We start from the raw sequence: 15261 nt of genomic DNA, 5'->3' as shown, positions 1-15261 counted from the left end.
AATCTAGGCTGTTTTTAATGATCTCTTGAGGCAATCAGATCACATAAATCATGCAGCAATTGCTGCTCTAATTGAAGATTTGAGACAATTTCTTTTGCACGTGTGATGTGCTCATGCAGTTTTTCTTTTGCTCCTGAAAGCGTTAATAAAGAAGGATATGTCGACTTTTCATTTGCTGTATCAGAGCCGACCCGTTTTCCGATTTTCTCTTCGCTTCCTTCGAGATCTAAAATGTCATCACGGATTTGAAACGCAATGCCAATATGATAGCTGAATTCCCTTAGCTTTTCGATATCGTCATCTGATGCTCCTGCCAGCATTGCACCTGCTGCGACGCTGAACGTAAGAAGCTTTCCTGTTTTACGGGCGTGAATGGATTCGAGTTCAGCAAGCGATACTTGTTTTTGCTCTGCTTCCATGTCGTCAAATTGACCGCCAACCATTCCTAGTGCACCTGCTGACTTTACAAGCTCATCCACAATTCTGAGCTTTTTGTCAGCTGAGACGCTGCTAGACAGCTGTGATGTAATCAGGCGGAAGCTTTCTGTTAAAAGGGCATCACCTGCGAGAACCGCTGTTGCTTCTCCGTACACTTTATGATTTGTCGGTATTCCTCTGCGAAGGTCATCGTCGTCCATGCAAGGAAGGTCGTCATGTATCAATGAATACGTATGAATCATCTCAACTGCACAGCCGACAGGTATACCGTCTTCTTCGTTTTTACCGTAGGCATGTAATAGAGCAAGAACGAGAACAGGTCGAAGCCTTTTCCCGCCCGCTTTAAGAGAATAGAGCATAGAAGATTTCAGGTCTTCTGGAATCGTCAATTCCTGAACATATGTAAATAAATAATCTTCAATGGCCTGTTTTCGTGTTGTTAAAAATTCATTTAAATTACTTGTCACCAGCATCTGCCTCCTTCACTGAGAAGGGAGCCAGCTCACCGTCCTCTTTTAAAATGAAATCCATTTGCTTTTCAACATGCTGTAATTTTTCATGACAAAGCTTCGAAAGGGTCATGCCTTCTTGGAAATAATGAATGGCCTGTTCAAGTGGTACATCTCCTTCTTCGAGCTTTCCCACAATCTCCTCAAGACCTTTCATCGCCTCTTCAAATGTCATTTGTTCTTCTTTTTGTTTATTGGATTCTGTCATGATGATTGCCCCTCCTTCTCAATAACCTCACAAATCAGACGTCCATCCTTCATCGTGATGGTCAGCTGATCTTTCGTCTCTACTTGGTTCACACTTTTTATCAGTTCATCTTCTTTATAGGCTAAACTGTAGCCTCTTTCCATCACTTGAAGTGGATTTAATGCATTTAGTTTACCAAGAACCGATTGGAACTGCGAATGAATTGTTTTCATTTGCACATTCATGCTGCGGATGAGCTGTTCTGTTTCATTGGCGTGGCGTTTTTTCGCCTGAAGCAGCTGCTCTTTAGGATGAAGCGGCTTCAGCCTGTAAGTCTGGCGGTCTAGTTGACTGCGCTTTTGCTCAATTTGTCTCGTCAGCTGTTTTTGAAAACGGTCAAATACCAAATCGAATTGCTGCTCTTTTTGCTCCTGTAATCGTTTTGGAAAACGGAAGGCATAAGAGGATTGCAGCGCCACAAGACGGTCCTTCGCTTGTGAGGTTCGATTCTTTACGGCTCTTGTCAGCCGTATATCGATTGATTTGATTCGTTCAATTAAATCGGTCGTGCTTGGAACAGCTAACTCGGCTGCTCCTGTTGGTGTGGGTGCTCTCATGTCTGCAGTGAAATCACTGATCGTAAAGTCTGTTTCGTGCCCAACTGCAGATATGATTGGAATGTCTGATGCGAAGATAGCCCTTGCGACAGCTTCTTCATTAAAGGCCCAAAGTTCTTCAATCGAACCGCCTCCTCTTCCGACAATCAAGACATCACAGAGCTGTTTTTCATTTGCTTCCTTGATTCGTTCTACGATTGAACGGGTCGCATGTTCACCTTGAACGAGCGCCGGAAGCACAATGATTTTCGCCTGTTGATAGCGCCGATTGATGGTCGTAATGACATCTCGAACAGCTGCTCCTGTTGGAGACGTAATCACACCAACAACTTCTGGATATTCAGGAATTGTTTTTTTATAGCGCGCATCAAATAAGCCTTCACTTGCCAGCTTTTTCTTCAGCTCTTCATAAGCAAGATGAAGAGCACCAACACCATCAGGCTGCATTTCTTTTGCATATAATTGATAATTTCCGCTTGGTTCATATACTTGAATCCCGCCGCGTACAAACACCTTCATTCCGCTCTTAGGTGAAAAAGGCAGCTTAGACGCAGAGCGCTGGAACATGACAGCTTGCATGCGTGCGTTTTCGTCTTTTAAGGTGAAGTACACATGTCCTCTTGAATGAATCTTTACATTGGATAGCTCACCTTTGATCCAAATATCTTCTAAATGCGGATCAACATCAAATTTTCTTTTTATGTATTTTGTAAGGGCTGTGACCGTCACAAAGGCTTTTTCACTCATGACGTATTCCTCCTCTTCAAAAACGCACATTCATCCACCAGCAGCATGCAGGTGGATGAATGGATAAAGCTTATGCTAATGTACGTTTTGCTGATTTAACCGTATTATGTGCAAGCATCGTAATCGTCATTGGACCGACTCCGCCAGGGACTGGTGTGATATAAGAAGCTTTTTCTTTTGCCTCTTCAAAATCAACATCTCCAACAAGCTTCCCAGAATCCAAACGATTGACTCCTACATCGATAACAATAGCGCCTTCTTTAATTTGGTCAGCTTTAATAAAGTTTGCTCGACCGACGGCAACAACTAAAATGTCCGCTTTTAACGTATGTTCTGAAATATTCGCTGTTCTTGAATGGCAGTAAGTAACCGTTGCGTTTTCGTTTAACAGCAATTGCCCTACTGGTTTGCCGACAATATTGCTGCGTCCGACAACAACGACTTCTTTTCCAGAAAGATTAACACCCGTTTTGTTTAGTAATTCAACAATACCTGCTGGTGTACATGGAAGGAATGTGTCCTCCCCAAGCAGCATTTTCCCGATATTCAATGGATGGAAACCATCAACATCTTTTTCAGGTGAAATACGTTCAATAACGGCTTTTTCAGAAATATGTTTTGGCAGTGGAAGCTGAACAAGAATCCCGTGGAATTGGTCGTTTGCATTGTACTGATCAATCAGCTGAAGCAATTCTTCTTCTGTTAAAGAAGCTTCTAAATGATCAAGCTGGAAATGCATCCCCATTGCTTCTGCTGCTTTCTTCTTCCCGCGTACGTAAGAAAGTGAAGCCGGATCATCACCGATTAGAATAACGGCAAGACCAGGTGTGACACCTTTTTGTTTTAGCTCTTCTACTTCTTTTGCTAATTGCTCACGCTTTTCTTTTGCTGTTTCTTTCCCATCGATGATTGTTGCTGTCATGTCGAATCCTCCTATTGCTGCTTTAGGTCGTTTTTAATGTTTGAAAGTACACCATTTACAAATTTCGGTGCTTTATCATCACCGAATAATTTGGCCAGTTCAATCGCTTCATTCATCGAAACACTAAGCGGGATATCTTCTTGATACACCATCTCGTACACAGACAGCCTTAAAATGGCTCTGTCTACGTTTGCAATACGATCGAGTTTCCAATTCACTAGATGCTGTGAAATCATGTCATCGAGCTTGTCCTTTTGTTCAAGCACACCGAAAACCAGTTCCTCGAAAAAAGGATCTGATTCTTGTTCATCCAGCGCATGTGTAATGGCCTCTTTCGGATCAATATTGCTCACATCAATTTGAAATAATGTTTGTAGCGCCTTTTCTCTTGCAGTTCTTCTTTTCATTATTTACTCCTTTAACCACTTTATCCGCTTGTCGTTAAGCCATACAGAGATCATAACATATTTTGCCCGTGGTCGCACCAAGATCCATGCGAGCTGTGACGAAAAACGAATCAATCAACGCGTGAGATCATTATTATTCGGAAATGACCCAAAAATGGGCTTTAAAAAACCAAAGAGGCAATGCCTCCTTGGTTTCACTTGAACTCTTTTTTTACATTTCTTGATCTACTTCAGCCTCAGATGCTTTAGTATCAAATTGAATACCAACGACATGAATATTGATTTCATTAATCGTCAAGGCAGTCATGTTCAAAAGAGTTTGACGGATATTTTCTTGGACAGCAGTGGATACCTTTGGAATGGATAGGCCAAATTGAACCACACAGTATACATCGATTGTGATGCCTTCATCAGAGACATCTACTTTCACACCTTTACGGTGATTTTTCTTACCAAAGCGTTCTGCTACATCAGCAGCGAAATTGCCGCGCATTTCGGCAATGCCTTCGACTTCTGAAGCGGCGATCCCAGCAATGACCTCAATCACTTCTGGTGCAATTTGCACTTTTCCCAATTGATCTTCATCAAGGTTCATTTCAAGCAAATTGTTTTCTGACACGATCATTCACCTCCGAAAGCTATGATTATTTCATGATTTGGTATGTTTCTAAAAACTTCGTATTAAAATTACCGCTCACAAATGTTTCATGCTCAAGCAATCTTAGATGGAATGGGATCGTTGTGTAGACTCCTTCAATGACGAATTCTTGAAGCGCGCGTTTCATTCTCGCAATCGCTTCTTCTCTCGTCTTACCATATGTGATCACCTTTGCAATCATACTATCGTAATATGGCGGAATCACATAGCCCGGATAAGCGGCAGAATCAACACGTACTCCTAGACCGCCTGGCGGAAGATACATTTTAATTTCACCAGCTGATGGCATGAAGTTTTTCTCTGGGTTCTCTGCATTAATACGGCATTCGATCGCCCATCCTGCATATACGACATCCTCTTGTGTAAGAGAAAGTTTTTCACCTGATGCAACTTTAATTTGTTCTTTGATCAGGTCAACACCTGTGACCATTTCTGTTACAGGATGCTCTACTTGAATACGGGTATTCATTTCCATGAAGTAGAATTTCTCTTCATTATAATCATAAATGAATTCGACCGTTCCAGCACCAGTGTATTCAACAGCTTCTGCTGCTTTTACGGCTGCTTCACCCATTTGCTCACGGATGTCTGCATTCAGCGCTGGTGATGGCGTTTCTTCAAGAAGCTTTTGCATTCTTCTTTGGATCGAGCAATCACGCTCTCCTAAGTGAATGGTATGGCCATGCTGATCTGCAAGCACTTGGATTTCCACGTGTCTAAAGTCTTCAATGAACTTCTCTAAATAGACGCCAGGGTTACCAAAGTTTTGCGCTGCTTCCTGCTGCGTGATGGTGACACCATTAATGAGCTCTTCTTCGGTACGAGCCACACGGATTCCTTTACCGCCTCCGCCTGCGGTTGCTTTAATAATGACAGGATACCCAATACTTGCTGCTGTTGAAACAGCATCATCAAGATCTTTTACAATTCCTTGAGAACCAGGAACAATCGGAACCCCGGCATCTTTCATTGTTTCCCTTGCGACATCTTTCGTTCCCATTTTGGAAATCGCTGACGCAGTTGGCCCAACAAAGATGACATTGCATTCCTCGCAAAGCTCTGCAAAGTCTGCATTTTCAGCAAGGAAGCCGTATCCTGGATGGATGGCATCTGTCCCTGTTAATTTTGCTACACTGACAATATTCGTGACATTTAAATAACTATCTTTTGAAGCAGTCGGTCCGATGCAATATGCTTCATCAGCCATTTGAACATGAAGCGCATCGCGATCCGCTTCAGAAAATACCGCAACTGTTTCAATTCCAAGCTCTTTACAAGCGCGGATAATTCTAACTGCGATTTCTCCTCTGTTTGCAATTAATAGCTTTTTAATCATGATCGTACTCCTTACTCTGCTTTCACTAGAAAGAGGGGTTGTCCGAATTCTACAAGCTGACCGTTCTCAGCTAATACTTCGACGATTTCACCTTTTACTTCTGCTTCGATTTCATTAAACAGTTTCATCGCTTCTACGATGCACACAACTGTGTTTTCCTTCACCTTAGAACCTGTTGTCACGTATGGACCTGCTTCTGGTGAAGATGAAGCATAAAATGTGCCAACCATTGGGGATGTGATTTTATGCAGATTTTCAGACGCAGCTGCCTCTTGTGCAGGGGCTTCGGTCTGAGCTGGAGCTTGTGCTTTAGGAGCTTGTTGAGCTGGAGCTGCTTGGACAGGAGCCACTGGTGCCGCAACTTGCTGAACGACTTCTTTATTTTTCTTCAGTTTGATTTTTGCACCTTCGTTTTCGTACGTAAATTCATCAATTGTAGATTCGTCAATTAATTTAATCAGTTCATGAATTTCTTCAATTTTTAACATGGATTTGCACCCCTATGTATGGATTTATCTTTTTCTTATAGGCTAGTACTAAAAGTACATACTATAACCATCTTACAGGAGGATTTCAATGAATTCAACTACTATTGTGGCGAAGCGCCTCGCGAAAGCACCTTGGAGGGGGCGCCAAACCGCATCAAAAAACGCCCTTTTCGGCAAAGGGCGCCTGTTCATTTTTTATTGATTGGAGGGCTCAAAAGTGACAGCTACGTTATCAAGACCTCTCATTTCTTTTGTGACCATATCAATAATATCGGCCGCTTGGGACTTTGATTTTTTGTCAGAACGAACCGTGATGCTCACTTTATCTCCCTCTGCACTCACTAGCGCATCTTTATATCCTTTTGTTTTAATTAAGGTTTCGAGCTGACGCTCCGTTCCTTCTGCCTCACTAAGCGCTGTCATTTGATCATACGCTTCACTTTTTTCTTGTGCTGTTGCATCATCACTGGATACGATTTCGTTGAACTCTTCGCGCTGTTTGCTTCGTTTATCTTCAAGCTCTAATCTGTATGTTGTAAAAAGCTCATCGTCTGTTTGCTCCGACACAGCCTTTCCTTCTTCACCGCTTGTTTCGATATCCTCTTGTTTGCCATTTGTTTCTTTGTCAGTGGACTTCTCATCAGTGCCTTTTTCCGTTCCTTTGTCCGTCCCTTTTTCTGTTTCAGTCTTTTTCTCTTCCGTTCCTTTTGATTTCATATCTTCTACTGTCACTGCATTTTCACCTTGTGGAGACATGATATAGTACACACTTAAGACGACAACTAAACTTAGCATCGTTAATAGCCAAACCGTTTGTTTTTTTAACATCATTCCGAATCCTCCTTAATTTTTTTAGGGGCAACAGCCACTCTATGGCTCGGTACATCAAGCACTCGTGTAACCGCTTCAATGATGGTTTTCTTTATTTGAACGTTGTCTACTCCTTGAGCAACAACGAGGACACCTCGAATATCTGGTTTTTTCGTTTGAACCACTACAGGTGTTTCTTCATTGCCATTTTTGATGATGACGATTTCTTCTTCTTTTGTTTGATCAGTGACACTTCGCACGCCGCCTTCTTTATCTGTTTCCTCGGTCGTTGTGCTTTTATTGGATTTGTTTTTTTCAAACACTTTTAAAGAAGTTGCGTCTACATTGACCACAATCGATACATCCTCAACGCCAATGATGGTCTCTAAAATTTCTTTCAGCTGATTTTCGTATTCTTGCTCCACATCCTCAATCGAATTCTTTGATTTACTTGACGATGCCGGCTTGAATACCTCCTGCTCTTGTGAGGATGTTTTTTTAGAAGCAGGAACAGCAGCCTGTTCTTTGCTTGATGGCGGTGACAAGATCTGACTGACTAACATGAAAGATACGCCGATGATGAATACAAGCAGCAAGTAATGGTGCTTCGTTAATTTTGGTTTCCCTTCACCTTTTTCAGGCGGCTGCAAGAATGATTTCAGCTTTTGTTTCCAGTCCTTGTTATTCATGATCTGCTGCGTCACCTCCCTCAATGTTCAGCGCAATGTGCTCAGGACTCGTATTCCAAACATCAGCAAGTGTCTCTTTCACCCTCGTGATCTCTTTGCTAGAAGATTCAGCGCTTTCCTCCTTTTGCGTGGAGAGATCAATGTCCACCTTTGCCACCGTTTCTACAGCATCACCTGTGAGCGGGGAAAGAACTGCTTTGATGCGAAATTGATCCGCCTCCATATTCTGATCCAGGTGCTCCTCATCTGCCAGCACTTCTACGTGTTTCATTTCATAGCTCTCCTTCTCCAGGGGCTCCTTTGCGCTTTTTTCTAGTTGGACAGCCATTTGCTTTAAAATATATGCACGCTGAGAGGCTTGTATTTCTTTTTTTTCTAAATTCATCTGATTTTTTATTTCTTCTGACTGTGCTTCTTCCTTCCCCTTCATCAATTCCGAAAAAATTTGGTCAGGGTCTGCCCGAAATAAAGCAAAGATCGGATTGAGCATCACCACAATCAGCAGCAGGCTGACGACCATTTTGGCATACTTTTGCATGCTTGAATTGGGAAGCAGAAGATCAATGACAATCGCAAATAAGATAAAGAGAATAATACTTGTGATCCATTCCGTGAGAAAACTCAAAAGGTGTCCCTCCTTACTTCATCATCATGGTCAAGTTGCCAGCAGTGATAATGACGGTAATGCTTAAAAAAAACATGAGCGACACGACAGCAAGTGCGGCAAAGATATAAAGCACACTTTTTGAAATGACATCAAGACAGCTGATGATCGGCCCGCCTCCTAATGGCTGAAGAATGGCTGCGGCAAGCTTATATATAAGGGCTAGCGAGAGCACTTTAATCGCCGGGAAGGCGGCAATTGAAATGAGAATGGCAACGCCAACAAGTCCGACCGTATTTTTGAGTAACACAGAGGCACTGATCACGGTATCCGTCGCATCTGTAAACATTCTGCCAAGGACAGGGATGAAATTTCCGGTAATAAATTTGGCTGTACGAAGAGCGATTCCATCCGTAATTGCAGCAGATGCACCTTGCACAGAAATGACGCCAAGAAAGACAGTTAAAAAAACGGCTAACCCGCCTATCGCCACATTTCTTAACAGCTGGGCAAGCTGGGTGACCTTGTATTGTTCGGTCAGCGTACTGACAATGCTCAATATCGCAGATAAAAAGATAAGGGGAAGAACGACATATTGAATAAAAACGCCGCTCGTATTCATCAAAAATAAAATAACGGGATGAAAGAATCCGGCTGAGACAAGCCCGCCTGATGAAGCAATAAGTGCTAATAAAAGAGGAATAAGAGCAAGAATAAAACTGGTCATCGTTTGAATGGCTTCTGTTGCATAAGAAATCGCCACATGAAAGCTGTTGAGTGCAATAATGATCAGCACCATATAAACAAGAGCGTATGCGACTTTACTGACGGTGCTTTGCTCAAACGCATTCTGCAAAAGCTGCAAAAGCGAACAAAAGATGGTGAGTAAAATCAGTGTACCTAGGAGCTTTCCGTTTGCTATGACCTCGTGAAAAAGATAATGAACAAAGGCTTTCAGCCATGTTTGGGGAGACAGCTCTTTATCGCCATCAATCATTTCCTTCACTGTGCCTTTTTGGCTTTCTGGCAGAAAGCCGCCATACTCGTCCAATATGGTTTCCCAAAAGTCATTGATGGATTGAAGCTCTAATGCATCAGCCTGTCCATTCGCCACTTCCTCTGCTGCTGGTTCTTCATTTGATAAAGGTACTTTCTCTTCTGCACCTGCATGCGGAGCGATCAGCCAGAAGAAAAGCATCAGTCCCATAACAGCTGTCACCCGTTTCATTGTCATCACCTCTTTTCAATTACGTCATGGACGGGATCATACCTAAGATGGTCTCAATGATGACTGTTAAAATAGGGACTGCCATGACCAAGATGAGAATTTTGCCGCCAAGCTCTATTTTTGATGCAATGGCGCCTTGTCCAGCATCTTTTGTGAGCTGGGCGCCGAATTCTGCAATATAGGCAATGCCAATAATTTTTAAAATGGTTTCAACATACTTCATATTGACGCCGGCGCTTGCCGCAATTTTTTCAATCATCGAGATAATGGCATAGATTTGATCAATTAAATAAAGAAAAATCACACATCCTGTAAAAACAACAAGCATAAAGGCGAAGGTCGGCTTTTGTTCTTTGACGATTAATGCTAAAAAAGTAGCGATTAAACCAAGTCCAACAATTTGTATGATTTCGATTTGTAAGCCCTCCCCTATCCTTGAAATAGAAATACGGCTTTAATCTTTTTAAACAAATCATCTACAATGGTTGCCACCATAAACAAAATGTAGATAAACCCAAGCAGCGTGACCCACTGAGCGTACTCCTTTTTCCCCATTTGATCTAAAATCGTATGGAGGAATGCCACAACGATGCCTACTCCCGCAATTTGAAAAATGACGTTTACATCAACGCCCATGCTCTCGACTCCCTTCCTCTCACATCAATAAAAGAATCAGTAGTAATCCGCTTAAAAATCCGAGGCTTCTGACCATTTTTTCATTTTTCTCTTGGGCGATTTCAGCTTCCTTCTCCTCCGATTCCAAATGACCTAAAGCAAGCTTGATATACTTTTGCTGAGAAGTGACATCATGCTGGCCAAGTGTTTCTCCAAAGTGCTTCAGTGCCTCATATTCGCCTTTTTTCAAAACGGTTTTTTTCCAAACATCCTCAAGACTCTCATTCCATGCATGCCGTGCCGAAAAAGTTCCGACTTTGAGTTTTTCTGCAAATTGTTCAAATAACCGATTCACAGGAGGACCTACTTGCGACGCAATTTGCTCTGCAGCCCGCGCTAGAGGTGTTTGGCCATACATAATTTCAGCTTCAAGAGACTGGAGCGCAAACCGAAGCTGCCGAATTTGTTTCGGCCGGTCGCTATATCGTTTGGCAAACTCGAACCCTCCCCAAGTCGTAGCCGCGACAATCAAGATAGCGCCAATGAGCTTTAACATACGTCCACTCCCCGCCTCCATTTCATCTCTTGTCCGTCTTGGTCATATATCCGCCCGATCGTGCCGGGACCATTCTTGCGATTTAATTCAACATAGCGTTCAAATACTCGAAGCTCCCATAACGGCTTCAATGATGGGCGTCTATATACATCTTCAAGTGAATAGCCATGAGCCGAGACGATAATGGTGACCCCAGCATGAATCGCTTCTAAAAGTGCCTGTACATCCTCGCTTTTTCCGATTTCATCAACAATCATGACCTCTGGACTCATAGACCGAATCATCATCATCAAACCTTCAGCCTTTGGACATGCATCGAGCACATCAACCCGGTGTCCAAACTGGTGCTGCGGCACCCCTCTTATACATCCGGCGATTTCAGAACGCTCATCTATAATGCCTGTTTTTTTAGGAGGAATTGCTCTTCTGCCAGTACTAGCCAGTCTTGCTACATCTCGCAATAATGTCGTTTTCCCTGTTTGCGGTGGACCGATGATGAGTGTATTGCACCAGTGCTCGTCATATAAATAAGGAAGAAAGGGAAGCGCAATCCCAATTTTTTCTTTTGCGATGCGGATATTAAATGAAGAGATATCTCTTAATCCTTTGACAATGCCGTTTTCAACGATCACCTTTCCTGCAAGTCCCACCCGGTGTCCGCCAGATATGGTGATGTAGCCTTGCTTAAGCTCCTCTTCAAGTGTGTACATGCTGTAATTGCTCAGCCTGCCTAATAGCTGAGACGCATCTTCTCCTGTTGTGCGATAAGAAAGAAAGCGCGGTTTTCCTCTTTGCATCAATTCAATAGGACGATCCGTGCGAATGCGGATTTCTTCTATTTGATCCCATTCTGCTTCTTTTAGCAGTCTAAGTTCTTGTCCAATCGAGTGCGGGAGAATATCCAACAAACTCCGCAACGAATTCCCCTCCTTTTTTTCTTCTCTAAAATGTATGATGGGAGTCGTTAATTATGCCAAGCCGTTTCACTTATAGATCCCAACAAGAATAAACACGACACCAATGAAAATAAAGACGAGCTTGGCATAGGATAACTGCCCTGCAATTTGATAGATTCCAATCGTCATCGTGATAATAAAAATGAGCGGCCCAATGATCGCCAATATACTATTGATGACAACCGCTTTTCGAACGTCATTTGTGACTAAAATGAGGATGGCGGCCGTCAGTTCAATCGCGGCCGATAAGAACCTCATGCCTGCCATTGCAGCTACTGATGGGTGTATGCCTGGGAGAAATTGTTTCATATAGAACCTCCAGCTTTTTTTACACTATATGCTTGTCTAGCTGGAAGTAGTCTTGTTTTTCAGAAAGGAAGAGAGATGAATGAGAGAATTGAGAGAAGGTCTGCCTTTTGAGGAGTCTTACATGTTTTACAATAAAAAAAGACTGTAAACACGACGTTTACAGTCAAAGCGTGTAGACAAACTCTCGCATTCGGTGTCAGTCCTGCGCGCCGATGCTCACGAATGGCAAATTCGCTCCGCTTCGGTGCTCGTCCTTCCTAGACTTCAAAGGTTTTCTATCACGCTGAAAAGAAGACAAAGGGCTAAAATAAACGTCATTTTAGCCCTTTGTCAACAATCTAAAAAGACTGTAAACACGACGTTTACAGTCTTTCTTCGTTCATTACGCTCTTGACACGTATGAACCGTCTGATGTATTAATGACTAGTTTATCTCCTTGGTTCACAAAGAAAGGAACGTTGACGATTAAACCAGTTTCAGTTTTTGCAGGTTTTGAGCCGCCTGATGTTGTGTCACCTTTAATACCAGGCTCTGTTTCTACTACTTCTAGTTCTACCGTGTTTGGAAGTTCTACTCCAAGTGTTTCAGCACCGTACATCACAATTTGAACCGACATATTTTCTAGCAAATATTTCAGCTCATCTTTAATTTGTGTTTCACTTAGTTCAAGCTGCTCATAAGAACTTGTATCCATGAAGACATGCTGGTCGCCATTTGCGTACAAGTACTGCATTGTTTTTGTTTCAATTTGAGCTTTCGCTACTTTTTCGCCTGCACGGAATGTTTTTTCTTGAATGGCACCAGTACGCAGGTTACGCAGTTTCGAACGAACAAACGCTGCGCCTTTCCCTGGCTTTACGTGTTGGAAATCCACTACACGCCAAATACCGCCGTCCACTTCAATTGTCAGGCCTGTACGAAAATCGTTTACTGAAATCATTTTGTCATCCTCCTACATTTCACCATCATAATATGATAAGTTCTTTCGGTGAGTGGGTCAATCGTTTATTGCCGTCAGCTGTCAGGACAATATCATCCTCAATTCTCACGCCGCCGACATCCGGCAAGTAAATTCCCGGCTCAACTGTCACGACCATTCCTTCTTCTAAGACGACCTCTGATCGTGAGGAAAGGCCTGGCGCTTCATGTACTTCCATCCCTAGCCCGTGGCCAGTTGAGTGCCCGAAGTATTGACCATAGCCATACTTTTCAATGATGTCACGTGTGATGCGATCAGCTTCTTTTCCTGTTAAGCCTGGCTTGATTCTATCCACACCAGCGTTTTCTGCTTCTAATACGATATGATAAATTTCCTTTAGCTTATCGCTCGGTGTGCCGACAGCAATCGTTCTTGTCATATCAGAACAATAACCTTTATAGTAAGCACCAAAATCGAGTGTGACTAAATCACCAGATTCAATCACCTTTTCACTCGCTCTTCCGTGCGGCAGGCTTGAACGAACACCTGAGGCGACAATCATATCGAATGAAGATCCTTCAGCGCCTTCTTTTCTCATGAAAAATTCAAGCTCGTTCATGACAGCAATTTCCGTCAAGCCCGGCTTGATGTAAGTGAGAATATGATCAAAGGCGTGATCTGCAATCTTCGCAGCTTCCTCTAATATCTTAATCTCTTCACTAGACTTAATCAAGCGCAACTTTTCAACTGTTTCTGAGACCGGAACAAGCTCTATATCGCCTGCTTTATCTGCATACTGCTGGTACGTGGCAAATGTCATATGATGTTGTTCAAACCCAAGGCGTTTTATCCCAAATTCCTTTGCCGTTTGGGCTGCGGTTTCCACGATGTTTCCTTTATGTTCAATAATGTCGTAGCCTTTTACTTGGTCCTTCGCTTGCTCTGTATAACGGAAATCCGTGATAAAAGCTGCCTGGTCCTTTGAAACAACTGCAAGACCGGCTGAGCCAGTAAAGCTGGTCATGTACTGTAAATTAAAGCTGCTCGTAATGACAAGACCATCGATCTCTAATTCAGATAAAAGTGCTTTTAACTTTTCAAGTTTCATGATACTGCTCCCCCTTCACTCACTAAATAACGAATCGCCAATTTATACCCTTCTAAACCAAGACCAACGATTTGCCCTTGGCATACTGGAGCAAGTACAGAATGATGGCGGAATTCCTCTCTCTTATGAACGTTTGAGATATGTACTTCGACGACGGATAAAGAAATACTTGCAATGGCATCTCTCAGCGCATAGCTGTAGTGTGTAAAAGCACCCGGGTTAAACACGACTCCATCGTACTGATCTTCTGCCTCGTGGAGCGCATCAATCAAATCCCCTTCGTGATTCGATTGAAAGAACGTTAACTGGATATTGGCTCTTTCTGCAAACTGGAACAAATCCGTTTCTAAATCTGTCAGCGTCTTACTTCCGTAAACAGCCGGCTCTCTTTTGCCAAGCCTATTTAAATTGGGCCCATTCAGCACAAGAAAATGAGGCATACAACCACTCCTTCACCCTAATTCAATCTATATCGAGATCTGTTTCTTTTTCCTTAGAAACCTTTCGTTTCCAAAAATATTTTATCATATGAATAGGTGATTTACACTTTATTCTGTCTTTTTCCCGAGTGCCCTTGCAAGCTTCTGACTCGTTAATTCATTATATTCAAACGAAATACTGTACCCGACAAACATGCCATATAAAATATATAGGCAAAATGTCGTGACGATGGTGCTTTGCTGCAAATCTTGGACTTGCTTTACATCTGGGAAAATCGGATTAAATACGTAAAAAACGAGCAGCCATAAAAGCGCGCCATATATCAGCCCCATCCAATAGCCTTTGATTCGTTTTAAAACCCCATAATAAATAAAGGCTGCTCCAATCGATAAAACCCCTAAAAGCACAATACTAATAAAAGTGCCAAGTCCTCCCTTTTTCCACTCTCCGAGCACAAATGGCTGAAGGAGCATATTGGGACTCACCTCTGAGAAATGAAACATATGGGTCAGAAACCCGATAAAGCCCCAAAAAACACCGCCAACAAAGCCTGTCGCAGCTGCTCTTGCCAACAGCGATGACGTTTGTACAGACTGATTTTTTTCTTCTTGGTTTTTCTTTTCATCACGTTTCATTTGTGAACACCTCCAGCAAGTAGTATGTCCAAAATGTCATAAAAAAAAGGATTTCCATCCGTGAGTGTAAAATTTTTATAAC

At 42.6% G+C, this 15261-nt stretch carries 21 protein-coding genes; all 21 read right to left on the bottom strand.

Translation table 11 applies throughout. The annotated features are described in order from the left end of the window. Positions 1–14: 14 nt before the first annotated feature. Positions 15–911: a polyprenyl synthetase family protein gene (locus tag ACSSTM_RS00740; protein ID WP_370876251.1), complete on the bottom strand. Its 897-nt coding sequence runs from the start codon at positions 909–911 to the stop codon at positions 15–17. Beyond that, entirely contained in the window at positions 895–1155 is a 261-nt protein-coding gene (locus ACSSTM_RS00735) for an exodeoxyribonuclease VII small subunit (protein ID WP_003215880.1), read from the bottom strand. Before ACSSTM_RS00735 ends, ACSSTM_RS00740 begins: the two co-directional genes overlap by 17 nt. After that, positions 1152–2498: an exodeoxyribonuclease VII large subunit gene (gene xseA / locus ACSSTM_RS00730; RefSeq protein WP_034661252.1), complete on the bottom strand. Its 1347-nt coding sequence runs from the start codon at positions 2496–2498 to the stop codon at positions 1152–1154. Before xseA ends, ACSSTM_RS00735 begins: the two co-directional genes overlap by 4 nt. Before the next feature lie 70 nt (positions 2499–2568). Further along, positions 2569–3420, bottom strand: a complete 852-nt coding sequence (folD, locus tag ACSSTM_RS00725; RefSeq protein ID WP_034661254.1) for a bifunctional methylenetetrahydrofolate dehydrogenase/methenyltetrahydrofolate cyclohydrolase FolD — start codon at positions 3418–3420, stop codon at positions 2569–2571. 11 nt (positions 3421–3431) lie between these two features. Then, positions 3432–3827 carry a transcription antitermination factor NusB gene (gene nusB, locus ACSSTM_RS00720; RefSeq protein ID WP_034661255.1) on the bottom strand — a complete coding sequence of 132 codons (396 nt, stop codon included), beginning with the start codon at positions 3825–3827 and terminating at the stop codon, positions 3432–3434. A gap of 211 nt (positions 3828–4038) precedes the next feature. Further along, positions 4039–4446 (bottom strand): Asp23/Gls24 family envelope stress response protein, encoded by a 408-nt coding sequence (locus tag ACSSTM_RS00715; protein ID WP_034661256.1) that lies wholly within the window; start codon positions 4444–4446, stop codon positions 4039–4041. Between the two features lie 25 nt (positions 4447–4471). Next, positions 4472–5821 carry an acetyl-CoA carboxylase biotin carboxylase subunit gene (gene accC / locus ACSSTM_RS00710; RefSeq protein WP_034661258.1) on the bottom strand — a complete coding sequence of 450 codons (1350 nt, stop codon included), beginning with the start codon at positions 5819–5821 and terminating at the stop codon, positions 4472–4474. An 11-nt stretch (positions 5822–5832) separates the two neighbouring features. Continuing rightward, positions 5833–6309 (bottom strand): acetyl-CoA carboxylase biotin carboxyl carrier protein, encoded by a 477-nt coding sequence (accB, locus tag ACSSTM_RS00705; RefSeq protein ID WP_034661259.1) that lies wholly within the window; start codon positions 6307–6309, stop codon positions 5833–5835. A 195-nt stretch (positions 6310–6504) separates the two neighbouring features. Then, on the bottom strand, positions 6505–7137 hold the full coding sequence (locus tag ACSSTM_RS00700) for a SpoIIIAH-like family protein (RefSeq protein WP_034661997.1): 633 nt from the start codon (positions 7135–7137) through the stop codon (positions 6505–6507). Further along, the gene (gene spoIIIAG / locus ACSSTM_RS00695) at positions 7137–7808 is read right to left on the bottom strand and encodes a stage III sporulation protein AG (RefSeq protein WP_034661260.1); all 672 of its coding nucleotides are present in this window, start codon (positions 7806–7808) and stop codon (positions 7137–7139) included. Before spoIIIAG ends, ACSSTM_RS00700 begins: the two co-directional genes overlap by 1 nt. After that, positions 7801–8433 (bottom strand): stage III sporulation protein AF, encoded by a 633-nt coding sequence (spoIIIAF, locus tag ACSSTM_RS00690; protein WP_034661262.1) that lies wholly within the window; start codon positions 8431–8433, stop codon positions 7801–7803. Before spoIIIAF ends, spoIIIAG begins: the two co-directional genes overlap by 8 nt. A gap of 13 nt (positions 8434–8446) precedes the next feature. Further along, positions 8447–9640 (bottom strand): stage III sporulation protein AE, encoded by a 1194-nt coding sequence (gene spoIIIAE / locus ACSSTM_RS00685; RefSeq protein WP_034661263.1) that lies wholly within the window; start codon positions 9638–9640, stop codon positions 8447–8449. 19 nt (positions 9641–9659) lie between these two features. Then, positions 9660–10073: a stage III sporulation protein AD gene (spoIIIAD, locus tag ACSSTM_RS00680; RefSeq protein WP_087978339.1), complete on the bottom strand. Its 414-nt coding sequence runs from the start codon at positions 10071–10073 to the stop codon at positions 9660–9662. Continuing rightward, positions 10070–10276 carry a stage III sporulation protein AC gene (gene spoIIIAC, locus ACSSTM_RS00675; RefSeq protein WP_003153142.1) on the bottom strand — a complete coding sequence of 69 codons (207 nt, stop codon included), beginning with the start codon at positions 10274–10276 and terminating at the stop codon, positions 10070–10072. The genes spoIIIAD and spoIIIAC overlap by 4 nt, the downstream gene beginning before the upstream one ends. Positions 10277–10295: 19 nt before the next feature. Further along, positions 10296–10811, bottom strand: coding sequence for a stage III sporulation protein SpoIIIAB (gene spoIIIAB, locus ACSSTM_RS00670; protein WP_437403958.1), 516 nt, complete (start codon positions 10809–10811; stop codon positions 10296–10298). Next, entirely contained in the window at positions 10805–11728 is a 924-nt protein-coding gene (gene spoIIIAA / locus ACSSTM_RS00665) for a stage III sporulation protein AA (protein WP_437403957.1), read from the bottom strand. The genes spoIIIAB and spoIIIAA overlap by 7 nt, the downstream gene beginning before the upstream one ends. Positions 11729–11794: 66 nt before the next feature. After that, positions 11795–12076 (bottom strand): YqhV family protein, encoded by a 282-nt coding sequence (locus ACSSTM_RS00660; protein WP_017367580.1) that lies wholly within the window; start codon positions 12074–12076, stop codon positions 11795–11797. A gap of 382 nt (positions 12077–12458) precedes the next feature. Then, positions 12459–13016 carry an elongation factor P gene (gene efp / locus ACSSTM_RS00655; RefSeq protein WP_012010541.1) on the bottom strand — a complete coding sequence of 186 codons (558 nt, stop codon included), beginning with the start codon at positions 13014–13016 and terminating at the stop codon, positions 12459–12461. Between the two features lie 25 nt (positions 13017–13041). After that, entirely contained in the window at positions 13042–14103 is a 1062-nt protein-coding gene (locus ACSSTM_RS00650) for a M24 family metallopeptidase (protein WP_034661267.1), read from the bottom strand. Next, complete coding sequence (gene aroQ / locus ACSSTM_RS00645; RefSeq protein ID WP_003215787.1) at positions 14100–14543, bottom strand: type II 3-dehydroquinate dehydratase; 444 nt, start codon at positions 14541–14543, stop codon at positions 14100–14102. Before aroQ ends, ACSSTM_RS00650 begins: the two co-directional genes overlap by 4 nt. A gap of 108 nt (positions 14544–14651) precedes the next feature. After that, entirely contained in the window at positions 14652–15179 is a 528-nt protein-coding gene (locus tag ACSSTM_RS00640) for a YqhR family membrane protein (protein ID WP_034661269.1), read from the bottom strand. Positions 15180–15261 lie beyond the last annotated feature (82 nt).

Source organism: Bacillus sp. RK1064 (genome assembly GCF_051488405.1).
Taxonomy (GTDB): Bacteria; Bacillota; Bacilli; order Bacillales; family Bacillaceae; genus Bacillus.
The sequence above is the reverse complement of the archived record's forward strand: the minus strand, read 5'-3'. Positions and strand labels throughout refer to the sequence as shown.